Here is a 12,711-nt window from a genome sequence, read left to right as displayed (position 1 = left end):
GGAATCAGGCAGTTCGGGGAGGAACAACCATGCAGACAGGAAGCCGCGCCGGCACCAACCCCCTGGCGATGCGAGAATACGGCATCGTCTTCGCCTTCATCGGCCTTTGCATTCTCGTCGGCGCCCTGTGCCAGTTGAAGGTGGTGCAGGGAACCTGGCCGCAGAACGCCTTTCTGACGGTCAACAACCTGCTGCTCATCCTTCATCAGATCTCGGTGAACGGCGTGCTCGCGGTGGGAATGACCTTCGTCATCATCTCCGGCGGCATCGACCTCTCTGTCGGCTCGCTTCTCGCCTTTTCAGGCATGATGGCGGCGTCCTTCGCGACCCGATCGCCCGGCGTCACCGCCTGGGCGGGTAATTACGGCGCCTTCATTCCGATCGTCGTCGCACTGGCGGTCGGCTCGGCCAGCGGCGCACTCAACGGCTGGATCATCAGCCGGTTCAAGATCCAGGCCTTCATCGCCACGCTCGGCATGCTGATGGCGGGGCGCGGCTTCACCATGGCCGTGACCAACGGCAACCCAATCTCGGCACTGGGGCCGGAATTCCGCTGGTTCGGCACGGGCAAGCTCTTCGACGCGATCCCGATTCCGGCGGTCATCCTCGGCATCGTCTTCCTGCTCGCCTGGATCATCCTGAATAAGACGGTTTTCGGCCGCTACGTCTATGCCGTCGGCGGCAACGAGAAGAGCGCCCGCACCTCGGGCATCAACACCAAGGCCATCCTCATCTGGGTCTATGTCCTGTCCGGCTTCCTCGCCGGGGTCGCCGGCGTCATCCTGACCGCCAAGACCGGCTCGGCCCAGACGGCCGCCGGCACCTCCTACGAGCTCGATGCGATCGCCGCTGTCGTCATCGGCGGGGCCAGCCTTTCGGGAGGCATCGGCCGGCTCACTGGCACGTTCTTCGGCGCCCTAATCATCGGCGTCATGAACAACGGCCTCGATATTCTCGGCGTCCAGAGCTTCTACCAGCTCATCATCAAGGGAAGCCTCATCGTCTTCGCCGTCATCCTCGATCCATCGAGGAAGCTGACGGCCTGAACCGAACTTCATGTCAAGGGAGAGGAGCAAGACCATGAAGAAACTGATTGCATCACTGATGTTGTCGTCGCTGATGGTGGCGGGAGCAACCACCATGGCGAACGCCGCCCCGGTCCGCATCGCGTTCCTGATGTACGGCAACAAGGCGGAATTCGTGCAGCTCATGGAGCGCTATGCCAAGGAGCACCCTGCCGTGAAGCAGGGCTTGGCCGAGGTAACGCTCTTTGACGGGCGCTATGACGCGGCCGTCCAGAACGACCAGGGCCAGATGGCCGTCAACAGCAAGTACGACGCCATCATCATCAACCCGATGGACTTCGAGGCCAATATCGACGTCGTGACCGTGGCCAACGAGGCCGGCATCCCGATCGTCGTCACCAACGCCCGCCTCAACACCCAGGACATGTTGTCGGAGGTGGTTTCCGACGATGTCGAGGGCGGCTATCTCGAAGCCAAGGCGGTTCTGGAAAAGCTCGGCTGCAAGGGCAATGTCGTCATCATCGAGGGCCCGAAGGGCGGCTCGGGCGAGATCGAGCGCGGCAGGGGCAACGAGCGCGCCATCAGCGAATGCCCGGAAGGCGCGGTGAAGGTGCTTGAGCGCAAGACCGCCAACTGGTCCCGCGCCGAGGCCCTCGACCTCATGCAGAACTGGCTGACCGCCCATCCCAAGGAGATCGACGGCGTCATTGGCCAGAACGACGAGATGGCCCTCGGCGCCATCGAGGCGATCAAGTCCGCCGGCTATGACGTCAAGGACTTCGCCATCGCCGGCATCGACGGCGTCACCGACGCCTTGCGCGCGGTCAAGGCCGGCGAGATGACGTCGATCCTGCAGGATGCTCGCGGCCAGGCCCAGGGTTCGATCGACGTCGCCATGAAGGCGGTCGTCGGCGACGACTACAAGCCGATGTCCGACATTTGGGAGCAGTACAAGGGCAAGATGGAGTGGAACGACGGCAAGACCAAGCGCTACGACGTTCCCTGGACCATCGTCACGCCTGAAAACGTCGACGCACTGCTCAAGGATCGCGGCTACTGAGATTGCCGCGAAGGGGCCGGTCCACGGGCCGGCTCCTTCCGACGCATGATTTTTCTCCTGGATTGGGCCGGCCGTCCTCGGATGCCGGCCTTTTTTATCGCCCGCGACGAGGCCGCCGGATCAGTCTGTGAACCGATCCTCCAGCGCTGCGAGCCGGCGCGTCATGTCCAGAAGATCGTCCTTGATCTGGTCGTGAAGACGCAGGGCGATCTCGGGGTACTCCTGCAGCATGCGCAGAAACAGCGCGCGCGGAATGCGTATGAGGTCGCAGTCGCTTTCCGTGATGGCGGTGGCCGGCCTTCGGTTCTCGGTGATCAGCGCGAGTTCGCCAAGAAGCGTGCCAGGACCGAAGCGCCCGACATGCACGAGATTGCCGCCGCGCCTGCGGTAGAGCGAGACTTCGCCCAGCGCGATGACGAAGGCGGCGTCGGACCTCGCCTCCTCCCGGAAAAGGGTTTCTCCCGGGCGCAGCCGTCTGTGCTCCGCGCCAAAAGCCAGCAGCCTCAGTTGATCGATGGTCAAGCTTTCGAAGAGCGCAGCGCCCTGCAGAATGGCGATGTCGCTTTCGAGACTCATTCAGACACTTGCCCCCACCATTGGCGCGCCACCTCGAGAGAGGCGCCGGTCCCCTCGCCCCCGAAGCAGGACTCAGCCGCCGTTCATTACCATCTTATAGATCATGATCACGAGAAGTTGCAGACCCCTTTGGGCGCGGATCGTTGCCGCGACCAGGGATTCGCGCGTTCGCGAGCCACTATGCACTCGGTGGCTTGCGCCGGGCCGAGCCTTTGGCCGATCAGGGTACCAGCTTGTAGCCGCCGGCCTCCGTTACCACGATCCGGGCGTTGGAGGGATCAGGTTCGATCTTCTGGCGCAGGCGATAGACGTGGGTTTCCAACGTATGGGTCGTGACGCCGGAGTTATATCCCCACACCTCTTCCAGCAGCACGTCCCGTGTGATCACCCGGCGGTCGGCGCGGTAGAGATAGCGGATGATCGCGGTTTCCTTCTCGGTCAGCCGGATCTTCCCGCCCTTCTCGTCCAGGAGCATCTTCTGGCTCGGCTTGAAGATGTAGGGGCCGATCTGGAAGGTCGCGTCCTCGCTCTGTTCGTGCTGGCGCAGTTGTGCCCTAATGCGGGCGAGCAGCACGGCAAATCGAAAAGGCTTGGTGACATAGTCGTTGGCGCCAGCCTCGAGGCCAAGGATCGTATCGGAGTCCGTGTCCTGCCCGGTGAGGATGATGATCGGAGCCTTGAACCCCGACTTGCGCAGAACCTTGACCGCCTCGCGCCCGTCCATGTCCGGCAGGCCCACGTCCATGACCACCAGATCGATGATCTCCGAGCGCGCCGTGGCGATGCCCTTGGCGGCGCTCGCCTCCTGGATGACGGAGAACTCCTCGTGCAGCGACAACTGCTCGGCAAGGGTCTGTCTCAGGTCGTTGTCGTCGTCGACGATGAGGATGCTGCGTACGCTCATGGGACCCTTCCATCACGAAGGCCGGTTCGCTCCACGAGACTCGTCTTGCGGCGGCCGACCGGACCGGGTGATTCGTTGTCGTCACACTCGGTCCTTATCTAGGCAGAGCTCATGAAAAAAAACAGCGCGGGACTGGTTCTTGCCGTGCGGCGCGCACCGGGACGGCCAACGCAGGGAATTCTCTCGGCGGGGCCGCTCAGGCTGCGCTGCGCGCTCGGCCGCTCGGGCATCGGCAGCCTGAAGCGCGAGGGAGACGGAAAGACGCCGCGCGCGGCCCTGGAACTTCTCGGCGCCTGGTGGCGGGCCGACCGCCAACTGCCTCGCCCGCCACTGCCCATTCGCGTCATCCGCAAGGCGAGCGGCTGGTGCGACGCGCCGCGCGCCGCCGCCTATAACCGCCCCGTGCGCCTACCCTTTCCGCATAGCGCGGAAACCCTCTGGCGCGAGGACCATCTCTACGACCTTCTCTTCGTCCTCGATTGGAATGTCCGCTCGCGCGCTCGCGGACGAGGCAGCGCGATTTTCCTCCACATCGCCCGGCCGGGCCTCGCTCCCACCGAGGGATGCGTGGCGCTCGCCGCGCGTGACATGGCCCGCCTCACTCCTCATCTCAGGCGAGGGAGCCGCCTTTTGATCCTTTGATGAACACTTAGGGCCGACAGCGGTAGCGGCGCCCCTGTCCGGGAGTTTACCCGGCGAGGCAGGCCGCCGTGAGTGAGAAGGCCGAATTTGCAAGGTGTTCGCCATGTTCATGCAAAGGGACGCGATATAGCTCCTCAGAGAGGCTGGACAGGGCGAACGACTCCCCCTATAAGGCCACCCGACCGCGCGGCACGGCCCCGACCGAAGCGCCTTTACAAGGGCGACGGACGATGGCAGAAGCGCTAGCAGCGGCGCCCAGGTAGCTCAGTTGGTAGAGCATGCGACTGAAAATCGCAGTGTCGGTGGTTCGATTCCGCCCCTGGGCACCACTTTCCTCAAGTCACTGCTGAATTTCACGCGCCCAAGCAGAAGTTTCATTTGCTGCGTTCTCCGTCGCGCGCTCGCTTACGGCTTGCGCGCGATTTTGACGCGCAGGCGACGCGGCCGCGAGGGCGCCGAGTTCCCTCGGTGGCGGGGACTTCCTCCAGAAGGCCACCCGCAATCGTTCTGCCCAGCGGGAGCGAGGCGGTGCAGCGCATGTCCCATCATTTCGACGCCCCCTCGGGTACAGGGCCGCCAAGCGCGGCAGCACCATTCTGCACGAGGGTCCCAGAGCATCCGGGGATCGGCCTATCGCCTTTCAACGACACAACCCGCGACGCCTTGAGTTCGCGCCCCCGGCAATCCCAGCCGGTTCCCGTGCTCTGGCGGCTATGCTAGGAAAATCGGCATTCCGGCCGTTGCGAACGGCCGTCGATCCCTGGAGGACGCACCATGTCCACTGCGAACACCGCTCCGACCGGCGCGGATTTGGCCCGCTTTATCGACCACACGCTGCTGCGCGCCGACGCGACGCCCGCCGAGATCGAGAAGATCTGCGACGAGGCCCTGGCTCATTCCTTCAAGGCGGTTTGCGTCAACCCGATCTTCGTGCCGCTGGTGGCGAAAAAGCTCGCGGGATCGGACGTCGCGACCTGCTCGGTGATCTGCTTCCCGTTCGGCGCCGACCCCACGGCGGCCAAGGTGGCCGAGGCGGCGTGGGTGGTTTCGCATGGCGCTCAAGAAGTCGACATGGTCATTGCCATCGGCCTTCTCAAAGCGGGACAGACCAACGCCGTGCGCGACGACATCGCCGCGGTCAAGGAAGCCTGCGGCTCGGCCTTGCTCAAGGTCATCATTGAGACCTCCCTCTTGAGTGACGCCCAGAAAGAAACGGCCTGCCTTCTCGCGAAGGACGCCGGCGCCGACTTCGTCAAGACATCGACAGGCTTTGCCGGCGGCGGCGCCACGGAGGCGGACGTCGCTCTGATGCGCCGGACGGTTGGCCCAGAGATGGGCGTCAAGGCATCGGGGGGCGTGCGCACCAGACAAGACGCCCAGGCCATGATCGCCGCCGGCGCGAGCCGGATCGGCGCCAGCGCTAGCATCGCCATCGTCTCCGAGCGCTGACCCGCTTGCACCGTCGCATCTCGCCAGCTTAAGGCGGCGGACGCCGCCAACTTCAGCGAGGGGGGCCGGGGAAAGCCGTTCCCCCCATGGTTTCCCCGGCCCTGCCCTTGCGCCGACAGGGAGGTTTGGCGCAAATCTGTCGCGGCTCGCGCCGCGACAGCGTTCTTGCGGGGGCGGTGACACCGGGGCTTTCGGCGCGCCGGCCCAGGCTTGACCTACTTCTTGGGGTATCCCGCCTTTGACATCTCGCGCTCCACCGAGCTTTGCGAGGCCGAAAGAGCATCGTCAGCGGATTTCTGCTTGGCGAGAGCCGCAGAAATGTTCTGACCGACGGTGGTGCCGATTCCCTGGAACTCGGGGATCGAGACGTACTGGATGCCCGTATAAGGCACCTCCTCCGCCGTCGGATGCTCGGGATCAGCCGACTTGATCACCTTGAGTACGGTCTCGGCGAAGGGCGCGGCTTCCTTGTACTTCGGGTTTTCATAGGTCGAGATGCGTGTGCCCGGGGGCACGGCGACCCAGCCCTTCTCCTCGCCGACGAGATCGACATATTCCTTCGACGTCGCCCATTTCATGAAGTCCTTGGCGACATCGGCCTTGGCCGAGCTCTTGGGAATGGCGAGCGACCAGGCCCAGAACCAGGCATTACCATTGGGCACCTTGGCGGTCGGCGCGGCGGTGAAGCCCACGTCCTTGGCGACCTTGCTCTGGCTCGGATCGAAGACGCGGCCGGCCGCCGAGGTGGCGTCGATCCACATGGCGCATTTGCCGGTCTGGAACAGAGCCTGGTTCTCGTTGAAGCCGTTGGCCGTCGCTCCCGGCGGACCGTATTTGTGCATGATGTCGAGATAGTAGTTGAGCGCGTCGTGCCACGGCTGCGTGTCGATCTGCGGCTTCCAGTCCATGTCGAACCAGCGGCCGCCGAACGTGTTCACCAGCGTTCCGAAGAACGCCATGTTCTCGCCCCAGCCCGGCTTGCCGCGCAGGCAGATGCCGTACTGTTCCTTCGACTTGTCGGTGAGCTTTTCGGCGTATTCGGCGATCTGATCGTAGGTCGGCTGATCGGGCATCTTCAACCCGGCCTGCTCGAACAGATCCTTGCGGTACAGGGTGAACGAGCTCTCGGCGTAGAACGGCAGGGCGTAGAGCGTGCCGTCGTTGGAAAGGCCTGCGCGCACCGCCGGGATCAGGTCGTCGTAATCATAGCCCTCGATGTCGCCGACGGGCACCAGCCATCCCTGCTTGCCCCAGATCGGCGCCTCGTAGGAGCCGATCGTCATGATGTCGTACTGGCCACCGCCCGTTGCGATATCCGTGGTCACGCGCTGGCGTAGGACGTTCTCCTCCAGAACGACCCAGTTGATCTTGTTGCCGGTCTCCTTCTCCCAACGCGATGAGAGCTCCTGCATGATGATCATGTCGCCGTTGTTCACCGTGGCAACGGTGATCTCGGCCGCCATCGCCGTCGTCACAATGACGGCGCCGCCAATGAGAGCGGCGGCCGTCGTCAACAGCCTGCGTCTGATGGTCATATTATTCCTCCTCCTTCGCGTAGCCGTCGCAACGACTTTTACGCGCGTAAAGAGTTGTCGAAAGTTCGGAGGAAGTCAATCGAAGATCGCGCCCAGACGATCATTCCCTGCGAAGAGAAATTCTGTCAGGCCGATTCACGAATCTTGAGTGCCGCGGGGAAGGTTCGCTCCACCGTTTCTTCTCCAGGCTTGCCGGAGCGGATGCGCGACGCGAGAAGGCTCATCGCCGTCATGCCGATGGTGTCGATGTCCTGGGCGACGGTGGTCAGCGCGGGCGTCATGAAACGGCTTAGGGGGTGATCGTCATGTCCGGCGATGCGCACCCTGGTCCGCGCCCCGGGTCGGCTGTTGAAAAGCCCATGGCGATGGGCTGCCTGAAGCGCGCCCATCGCAAGCCGATCATTGGCGCACAGAATGGTGGCGTCGACGTAGAGCCCCTGACCGAAGAGCGCATCCATCGTCTGGTAGGCATAGGTTTCGAACGCCCAGCTCTGCGGCGCCAGGTCGTCGGGCAGAACCTCGGGCCTGAGATCGTGGCCCGCCATCCATCGCCGATAGGCGCTCTCGCGCTCCAGCCCGTTGGAGTTGAGACGCGGCATTCCAAGATAGACGGGCGGGGCGCCGGTCCGGCAGAGGTAGTCGGTGATCAAGCCGATGCTTTGTTCATTGTCCGTGCCGACGAAATCGATCGTCGTATAGGGTTCGGCCGGGCGGGAATCGACGAAGACGATCGGTAGCGAGCGGCCGAGCTGCCTCAGCGCGTCGGCCGAACCATATTCGCCTAGAGGCGCGACCACCACGCCCTCCGTGTTCATGGAGAGCAAACGCTCCACAGCATTGGCTTCCAGCTCGGCGGAGCCATGAGAACACTGGGTGATGACGGTGAAATCCATCTCGAGCGCGGCGAGCTCGACGGTCTGGAGGAGACTGGCGAAGAACGGGTCCGTCAGGAGCGGCACGATGACGCCGACCAGACCGCTCGCGCGCCGGTTCATCCGGGTGGCGAAGAAGTTGGGGACGTAATCGACATGGGCCAGACCCTGGCGGATCTTCTCCGCCGTCGCCGGGCGCACGCTCTCGGGGTCCTGAAAGAAGCGGGACAGCGTCGGCCGCGAAACGGCGATCGCCGATGCCAGCTCCTCCATGGTCCTGATCTTCGGCTTCTTCGTCGCCAAGCCCCTGCGCCTCCTGAACGCGCTGGATCGCTCCATCTGCGTTCCGCGGATATCAAATTCACAAGGAATTGGCGCGGGCAAAAGGTGATCGCCAGCCGGGATACGTCGCTGTCCTGGCTGGAGCCACGGTAAGCCGCTCATCATCTGGGCCCGGTGTCGGCGGCAAGCAGATCAGCGATTTCATTTGCGAGGCGCTCGACCGCGGCCGCGACAGGCGCCGACACCGGCGCGCCATAGTCCCATGCCGCGCCCTCGATGCCGAACACGCGCAGCGAGTTCGGCAGCCAGTCAAGAAGGCGCGCTGTCTCGATGGCTTCCGCCACGCTGAACTCGTGCGTCGAATAGTGGAAAATCCCCGTGGGCACGCTCTGGAGAGCCGCATCGAAGCGGATGATCGTTCCGGGTGCCGCGCCGGAGCGGGTCGCGTCGATCAGCACGACGTGGCTGCGCCCGCGCCACAGCTCCATCAGGGAAGCCCCCTCGCCCGCGTGCTCCTCCACCTCGAAGCCGCGCGCGGCAAGAGCTTCCCCCACCAGCGGCCCTGCGGCATCGTCGCCCCGGAACCGGTTTCCGACGCCGATGATGAGCTGCGCCAACCCCGATCCCAAATCCCTTCCGCGGACTTCATGGGCCGCAACGTCACTCCCGCTCAATCGTGAGCTCCAGGAAATGACAGGAGCATGAAATACATGGGTCGTAGTTGCGGATCGTCTGCTCGCACAGCCACTTCAGATCCTCATCCGCCATGTCGAGGTTCTTTTCCACGACGCCCCGGAGATCGCGCTCGATCTGCGGCTGGTTCTGCGAGGTCGGCGGCATGATCAGTGCCTTGGCGATCCGCCCATCCTCGCCGAGCTCGTAGCGATGGAAACAGATGCCGCGCGGCGCTTCGGTGCAGCCGCACCCCGTTCCGGCGCGTACGGCGACCGGCGCGGACGGAGCCGCCAGCCCCCGGTAGCCCTCGATAATCCGCCTGACCTCCTCAAGGGCGTGGATCGTCTCCACCATGCGCACCAGAAGGCTCTTGAATGGGTTGGTGACGATCGGGCCCAGGCCGGCGCGGCGGGCGGCATCGCGGGCGCGCGTGGAAAGCCTGTCGAAGTTGTTGTTATAGCGGGCGATCGGGCCGACCAGATACGGTCCCGAACCATCCTTGGGCCGGGCGTGCAGCGAGGTGGAGTGGGCGACCTGGAATTCCTCGTAGCGATCCATGAAGCCGTCGAGGGGAATGGCCTCGCCGCCGGAGACGACGATGTCTCCTTCCATGATCGGATAGGCAGTGGTGTTACCGAGCGAGACGCAGGTGTAATCGTAGTCGTAATCGGGGAAGTCGAACCCGGAAAAGGCGTCGAGCAAGGTCTCCGCCGCGCCGAGCCCCCACTCGACCTCCGGCAGCAAGACGCGCAGCGCCTCGATGCTCGGCGCCTTGTAGAAGCCGCCGACCTTGGTGTTCACCGGATGGACGGCTCGGCCACCGATGGTTGCCATCAGATCGTTGCCCAGCTTCTTCAGCCGAAGCGCCGCCTTGACGAGATCGGGATTGGCGGCCGCGATCTGCAGGGCGTCCTGCAATCCCAGAAAGTCCGGCGCGTGAAGCATGGCGGCATGAAGCACGTGGCTTTGAATCCACTCGCCGCAGTATATGAGCCGGCGCATCTCATGGATATCGCGCGGGACATCCACGCCGAGGGCCGCCTCCATGGCATGGCTGGCGCCCATGATATAGGCCACGGGGCAAATCCCGCAGATGCGCGCGGTGATATCCGGCGCGTCCGAATACATTCGCCCCCTGAGAAGCCCCTCGAAGAAGCGCGGAGGTTCGTAGATACGAAACTTCAGATCGCGGATCTCGTTGTTTCGAACGCGGACATAAAGCGCGCCCTCGCCCTCGACGCGGGCCAGCGCATCGACCTTGATGACGCGGGCCGGTCCGCCGCCCCTGGTGACGTCGCTCAGGCTCATCGGGTCACCTCCGCTACCGTTTCATCCGTCTTCTCGCCGATGGCGGCGAGCCCAACCTCGCAGAAGGCAGGCGCCCCGGCGTTGAAGGTTCGATAGAGATCGTGTGTCTGCCGTCCGCTGAGACCCAGACTGCCCTCGAACCAGCGCGCCAGGCTTTTCGCGTTCGCCTTCTCCTTCGGGCCGAAGCAGCCGTAGCAGCCGCGCTCGCATGACGGGCAGACATTGCCACAGCCGGCCTGTGTCACCGGACCGAGACAGGGCGTGCCATGGGCCACCATCACACAGACGGTGCCCGCCTGCTTGCATTCCATGCACTGCGAATAGTTGGGAATGTTGGGCTTGCGCCGGGTGAGGTAGGCCGACACGACCTCGATCAGTTGCTCCCTTGAGATGGGGCAGCCGCGCAGCTCGAAATCCACCTTCACGTGATCCTGAATGGCTGTGGATGTGGTCAGCGTCTGAAAATATTCGGGATTGGGATAGACCGCGCGGGCCAGCGCATCGATATCTGCGGTATTGCGCAACGCCTGGACGCCCCCCGCCGTCGCGCAAGAGCCAATGGCGATCAACATTTTCGACTGAGCGCGCACACGTCGAACACGTTCGATGTCATGCGCCGTCGTGATGGAGCCCTCCACCAGGGAGACGTCGTAGGGTCCACGGATTTCCTGGCGGGTTGCCTCCAGGAAATAGGCAATCTCGATCTCTCCCACCACGTCGAGCAACTGATCCTCGCAGTCCAGAAGCGTCAGCTGGCAGCCGTCGCACGAGGCGAATTTGTGGACTGCCAACCTTGGTTTGCGCGCGCCCGCCATGGCCGTTCAAAGCTCCCTGACCGCGAAAAGATGCTGGATGTCGCTGTAGCGGTAGACCGGCCCCTGACGGCACATGAAAGTCGGACCGCGTTGGCAATGCCCGCAGAACCCTACGGCGCATTTCATGTTGCGTTCCATGGTGGTGTAGAAGCGGTCCGGCGCCACGCCGCGCGCCTCAAGGGCCGCGAAAGCCGCCGGCAGCATCGCCTCCGACCGGCACACGAAGGCGACGGTGTTCGGCGGATCGAATTCAGCGCGCTCGATGAGGTGGGCGACGGAGCCGACCTGGCCGCGATAGCCGATGGGGGCCGAATGGGCTGTGACATAGACCGTCATGTCGAACCGCGCGCGCCAGGCATGGAGATCGTTCTCGTACAGGCAGTCGTGGATGCCGCGCGACCCATAGGCCAACACCACCTTGCCGAACTCTTCGCGCCGGGCGAGCGTTTCCAGGATGAGGCCGCGAAGGGGCGCGAGCCCCACCGTGGAAGTGACGAAGAAGACGTCCTGGCCGACGGCCGCATCCAGAGGCCAGCCGTTGCCGAAAGGTCCGCGCACGCCGATCGTATCACCGACTTTCAGCCGCCCCATCGCGTCGGTCACAGCCCCAACGCCGCGGATCGTATGCATCAGAAGCGAAGGGTCCGATGCATCTCCCGCGATGGAAATCGGGACTTCACCGACGCCATAGACATACAGCATGTTGAACTGGCCGACGCGGAAGTTGAAGGGCTGGCCCGTCGGGTCCCGCAGCCAGAGCGTAAAGCAGCCGCCGGCTTCCTTTCGACGCCGTTCGATCATGAAAGGCCGTGGCAGCATGGGCTCGGCGGCATCTTGCGCGCGGGTGTGCGTGTGTGCGTATGCCAAGGAGGGCTCCTGAAGGAGGACGTCATCCATCTGCGGATCCTTCGTTACGGTCGGCCACCGCGACCTCGTTGGGCCCGGCGGGCGATGGCATCAGCATGGCTGTTGGTGGGAGGGCCGAGGCGACCGCGACGGCCGCGCCGCCTCATTCAGCCGCCGGCTCCGTCACCAGTTCGACGATGCGCATCCGGGTTTCCGTCAGGCGACGGTCCATCACCGGGATGAAGCGCCTGAACATGTCGTAGGCAAAATCCTTGTCGGTCTCCATCTTGCCGCGCAGGCACACGGCATCGAAGCTGATGAGGCGCGTTAGCTCGGAGGCCCGCGCATCCAGCGCCCAGACGTAAGGCGGAACCATCCAGGACCAGCCGAGGGTGTCGCTGTCCCGCAGCGTATCGACCACCAGTCCCTCACGACCTGGAACATGCACCTCCACGGACAGAAGCCCCGTCCTCACCAGATAGAATTTGTCCGCCTTGTCGCCGGCCCTGAAGACGTATTCGCCGGCCTTGGCCACCTCGTGCTGTCCACAACCGGCGATCAACTGCCGATGCTCCTCGGACATCCCGTCGAAGAAACGGAAGGTCTCCAATTCGGTCTCGATGCCGCGAACCTCGACCATGTACCACCTCCTCCCTGTTCTCGCATTTGGTTCGGAAAGCGTTCCTCGCCAACGCGGCGAGAGTTGCTGGCTGCCTGCCGCG

At 64.1% G+C, this 12,711-nt stretch carries 13 protein-coding genes and 1 tRNA gene; 5 read left to right on the top strand and 9 right to left on the bottom strand.

Annotated features, from left to right (window positions below):
* Positions 1 to 29 precede the first annotated feature (29 nt).
* The gene (locus B5D38_RS15295; RefSeq protein ID WP_078709308.1) at positions 30 to 1,046 is read left to right on the top strand and encodes an ABC transporter permease; all 1,017 of its coding nucleotides are present in this window, start codon (positions 30 to 32) and stop codon (positions 1,044 to 1,046) included.
* A gap of 34 nt (positions 1,047 to 1,080) precedes the next feature.
* The gene (locus B5D38_RS15290; RefSeq protein ID WP_078709307.1) at positions 1,081 to 2,085 is read left to right on the top strand and encodes a substrate-binding domain-containing protein; all 1,005 of its coding nucleotides are present in this window, start codon (positions 1,081 to 1,083) and stop codon (positions 2,083 to 2,085) included.
* Between the two features lie 120 nt (positions 2,086 to 2,205).
* On the opposite strand, the gene B5D38_RS15285 is transcribed toward B5D38_RS15290, so the two are convergent.
* The gene (locus B5D38_RS15285) at positions 2,206 to 2,661 is read right to left on the bottom strand and encodes a cyclic nucleotide-binding domain-containing protein (RefSeq protein WP_078709306.1); all 456 of its coding nucleotides are present in this window, start codon (positions 2,659 to 2,661) and stop codon (positions 2,206 to 2,208) included.
* Positions 2,662 to 2,881: 220 nt separating this feature from the next.
* On the bottom strand, positions 2,882 to 3,565 hold the full coding sequence (locus B5D38_RS15280; RefSeq protein WP_078709305.1) for a response regulator transcription factor: 684 nt from the start codon (positions 3,563 to 3,565) through the stop codon (positions 2,882 to 2,884).
* A 111-nt stretch (positions 3,566 to 3,676) separates the two neighbouring features.
* Between B5D38_RS15280 and B5D38_RS15275 the strand changes: the two genes are divergently transcribed.
* The 3 genes from B5D38_RS15275 to deoC all read left to right on the top strand — a co-directional run bounded on the left by B5D38_RS15275 (position 3,677) and on the right by deoC (position 5,656).
* On the top strand, positions 3,677 to 4,207 hold the full coding sequence (locus B5D38_RS15275; RefSeq protein ID WP_078709304.1) for a L,D-transpeptidase family protein: 531 nt from the start codon (positions 3,677 to 3,679) through the stop codon (positions 4,205 to 4,207).
* A gap of 253 nt (positions 4,208 to 4,460) precedes the next feature.
* Positions 4,461 to 4,536 (top strand) — tRNA-Phe (locus B5D38_RS15270).
* Between the two features lie 445 nt (positions 4,537 to 4,981).
* A complete protein-coding gene (deoC, locus tag B5D38_RS15265; RefSeq protein WP_078709303.1) occupies positions 4,982 to 5,656 on the top strand; it encodes a deoxyribose-phosphate aldolase in 675 nt (224 codons plus the stop codon).
* Positions 5,657 to 5,871: 215 nt separating this feature from the next.
* Here the strand turns inward: deoC and B5D38_RS15260 are convergent, their stop codons facing one another.
* The 7 genes from B5D38_RS15260 to B5D38_RS15230 all read right to left on the bottom strand — a co-directional run bounded on the left by B5D38_RS15260 (position 5,872) and on the right by B5D38_RS15230 (position 12,629).
* The gene (locus tag B5D38_RS15260; protein WP_078709302.1) at positions 5,872 to 7,191 is read right to left on the bottom strand and encodes an ABC transporter substrate-binding protein; all 1,320 of its coding nucleotides are present in this window, start codon (positions 7,189 to 7,191) and stop codon (positions 5,872 to 5,874) included.
* A gap of 125 nt (positions 7,192 to 7,316) precedes the next feature.
* Positions 7,317 to 8,366: a LacI family DNA-binding transcriptional regulator gene (locus B5D38_RS15255; RefSeq protein ID WP_207552967.1), complete on the bottom strand. Its 1,050-nt coding sequence runs from the start codon at positions 8,364 to 8,366 to the stop codon at positions 7,317 to 7,319.
* Positions 8,367 to 8,506: 140 nt separating this feature from the next.
* The gene (locus tag B5D38_RS15250) at positions 8,507 to 8,962 is read right to left on the bottom strand and encodes a hydrogenase maturation protease (RefSeq protein WP_165690875.1); all 456 of its coding nucleotides are present in this window, start codon (positions 8,960 to 8,962) and stop codon (positions 8,507 to 8,509) included.
* 43 nt (positions 8,963 to 9,005) lie between these two features.
* On the bottom strand, positions 9,006 to 10,328 hold the full coding sequence (locus tag B5D38_RS15245; protein WP_078709299.1) for a Ni/Fe hydrogenase subunit alpha: 1,323 nt from the start codon (positions 10,326 to 10,328) through the stop codon (positions 9,006 to 9,008).
* Positions 10,325 to 11,119: an NADH-quinone oxidoreductase subunit B family protein gene (locus B5D38_RS15240; RefSeq protein ID WP_342587362.1), complete on the bottom strand. Its 795-nt coding sequence runs from the start codon at positions 11,117 to 11,119 to the stop codon at positions 10,325 to 10,327. Before B5D38_RS15240 ends, B5D38_RS15245 begins: the two co-directional genes overlap by 4 nt.
* Positions 11,120 to 11,149: 30 nt before the next feature.
* Entirely contained in the window at positions 11,150 to 12,040 is an 891-nt protein-coding gene (locus B5D38_RS15235; RefSeq protein WP_078709297.1) for an FAD/NAD(P)-binding protein, read from the bottom strand.
* A gap of 112 nt (positions 12,041 to 12,152) precedes the next feature.
* Positions 12,153 to 12,629, bottom strand: a complete 477-nt coding sequence (locus tag B5D38_RS15230) for a cyclic nucleotide-binding domain-containing protein (protein ID WP_078709296.1) — start codon at positions 12,627 to 12,629, stop codon at positions 12,153 to 12,155.
* Positions 12,630 to 12,711: the final 82 nt, after the last annotated feature.

The sequence above is a fragment of the Consotaella salsifontis genome, assembly GCF_900167365.1.
Lineage (GTDB): Bacteria > Pseudomonadota > Alphaproteobacteria > Rhizobiales > Rhizobiaceae > Consotaella > Consotaella salsifontis.
Note: the sequence above shows the minus strand (reverse complement) of the source record. Positions and strands in the feature narration are given on the sequence as shown.

What these genes read in the sequence shown, in the direction of transcription:
- B5D38_RS15295 (WP_078709308.1), top strand. Translation starts at nt 30, where the DNA reads ATGCAGACAGGAAGCCGCGCCGGCACCAACCCCCTGGCGATGCGAGAA.
- B5D38_RS15290 (WP_078709307.1), top strand. Translation starts at nt 1,081, where the DNA reads ATGAAGAAACTGATTGCATCACTGATGTTGTCGTCGCTGATGGTGGCG.
- B5D38_RS15285 (WP_078709306.1), bottom strand. Translation starts at nt 2,661, where the DNA reads ATGAGTCTCGAAAGCGACATCGCCATTCTGCAGGGCGCTGCGCTCTTC.
- B5D38_RS15280 (WP_078709305.1), bottom strand. Translation starts at nt 3,565, where the DNA reads ATGAGCGTACGCAGCATCCTCATCGTCGACGACGACAACGACCTGAGA.
- B5D38_RS15275 (WP_078709304.1), top strand. Translation starts at nt 3,677, where the DNA reads ATGAAAAAAAACAGCGCGGGACTGGTTCTTGCCGTGCGGCGCGCACCG.
- deoC (WP_078709303.1), top strand. Translation starts at nt 4,982, where the DNA reads ATGTCCACTGCGAACACCGCTCCGACCGGCGCGGATTTGGCCCGCTTT.
- B5D38_RS15260 (WP_078709302.1), bottom strand. Translation starts at nt 7,191, where the DNA reads ATGACCATCAGACGCAGGCTGTTGACGACGGCCGCCGCTCTCATTGGC.
- B5D38_RS15245 (WP_078709299.1), bottom strand. Translation starts at nt 10,328, where the DNA reads ATGAGCCTGAGCGACGTCACCAGGGGCGGCGGACCGGCCCGCGTCATC.
- B5D38_RS15235 (WP_078709297.1), bottom strand. Translation starts at nt 12,040, where the DNA reads ATGGATGACGTCCTCCTTCAGGAGCCCTCCTTGGCATACGCACACACG.
- B5D38_RS15230 (WP_078709296.1), bottom strand. Translation starts at nt 12,629, where the DNA reads ATGGTCGAGGTTCGCGGCATCGAGACCGAATTGGAGACCTTCCGTTTC.